Raw genomic sequence first — 1,640 nt, forward strand, 5'->3', positions numbered from 1 at the left:
GGCTGGTTCCTGCCGGTCGTCACCGTGCTGGGTGTCGCCGCCGCGATCGTGGCCGCGTTCATCGGCAGTGGCGCACTGGGCGGCACCCCGATCAACGAGGCCGCAGGCGGCGCGCTGTCCGCCGACGCCACACCGATCGCCCCGGCGGGCACGGCGTTCAGCATCTGGAGCGTCATCTACCTGGGTCTGGCCGCCTACGCGATCTGGCAGCTCACCCCCACCGCCCGGCGCTCTCCGCGGCAGGAGGCGGTCAGACCGTGGGCGTTGGCTTCCGCGGTGTTCGACGCGCTCTGGATCTGGACCGTTCAGCTCGGCTGGCTGGCGGTGTCCGTCCTGGTGATCGTGGTGTTGCTGGCCGTGATCATCCGCCTGATGTTCCTCCTCGGCGCGCCGCGGACCGGCGGGGTCATCGAGAAAGTAGTGACCGACTGGACGTTCGGGCTCTACCTGGGCTGGGTGTCTGTGGCGTTCCTGGCCAACACCTACGCCTGGCTCGCCGACGCCGGGATCGACATCTTCACGCGAATCCAACTCGGGGTGGTGGGCATCGTGGTGGCCGCCGGGATAGGCATCGCAACCGCTTTGCTCAGCGGCGGGCTGATCGCTCCGGCCCTGGCCACGAGCTGGGGCCTGGCCTGGGTATCGGTCGGACGCACCGAGGGGGCCTTCGAATCGCCGGAGCTGGTGTGGACCGCCGTACTCGCGGTGATCGTGGTGCTGTTCATCGCTCTCGCCGCGAACGTGACAGCGCGCTCGCGCTCGAGCGCATAGCCGCAGCAGCGCCCGTAACCGCGACCCGGCCGGGTAACCCCGCTCAGGCCGCCCCCAGTGAGGCCACCCCGCCGGAGCGCACCGCGAAGTAGGCGGCCCCCAGCGCCGCGCCGATCACCATGGCCGGGCCGAAGGCGATCCCGCTCTTGGCGCCCACCCGCCGCGCGGCCAGCAGCACCAGCGCAACGGCCGCGTTGATGACGAATGCGGCCAGCGTGCCCGCCATGACGGCAGGCCAGCCCAGCCAGCCGAGGAACGCGCCCAGCAGCCCGGACAATTTTACGTCGCCCAGCCCCATTCCGGAGGGGTTGATCAGCGCCAGGATGAAGTAGAAGGCCAGCAGCGCGGCGGCAGCGGCGGCGGCCCGGCCGAGCGAGCCCCACTCGTTCGAGACCGCGGCCGCCAGGAGCAGCCCGCCGAACACCACCGGATACATCGGCAACACGATCTTGTCCGGCAGCCGGAAGACGGCCAGGTCGATCGTCACCAGCAGCGCGCAGGCCACGGACAGCGCGGCGAATGTCACGAGATCAGCCCAGCCACGTGCGAGGTAGGCGGCCCCGAAGCCGCCGCCGCCCGCGAGCACGACGTGCAGCCCGATACGTAGCCAGCGCGAGTCGGAGTCGGCGAGGCCACGCATCCACCGGCCGAGCACGGCCGCGGCCACCGCGCACACGAGCCCGGTCGCGGCGGCGATCACGAACAGCACGACGGCACCCGGCGCAGGAAGTGAAGGACTACGGGGAGGTGATGAGAACGCACGGTCAGGAGAACGCCTCCATCATGTTGATCACGGTCGGTCCGAGCAGCACGATGAACAGTACGGGCAGGATGCACACCAGGAGGGGGAAGATCACCTTCACCGGCAC

At 70.4% G+C, this 1,640-nt stretch carries 2 protein-coding genes; one reads left to right on the plus strand and one right to left on the minus strand.

What is annotated here, in order from left to right; translation table 11 throughout:
* Window positions 1–771 (plus strand): tryptophan-rich sensory protein (locus tag ACWIE7_RS19180; RefSeq protein WP_454070334.1); only part of this gene is annotated, 771 nt, incomplete at its 5' end.
* A 43-nt stretch (window positions 772–814) separates the two neighbouring features.
* Here ACWIE7_RS19180 and ACWIE7_RS19185 read toward each other — a convergent pair.
* Complete coding sequence (locus tag ACWIE7_RS19185) at window positions 815–1,480, minus strand: prepilin peptidase (RefSeq protein ID WP_454070335.1); 666 nt, start codon at window positions 1,478–1,480, stop codon at window positions 815–817.
* Window positions 1,481–1,640: the final 160 nt, after the last annotated feature.

This window comes from Dietzia sp. NPDC055343 (genome assembly GCF_053645265.1).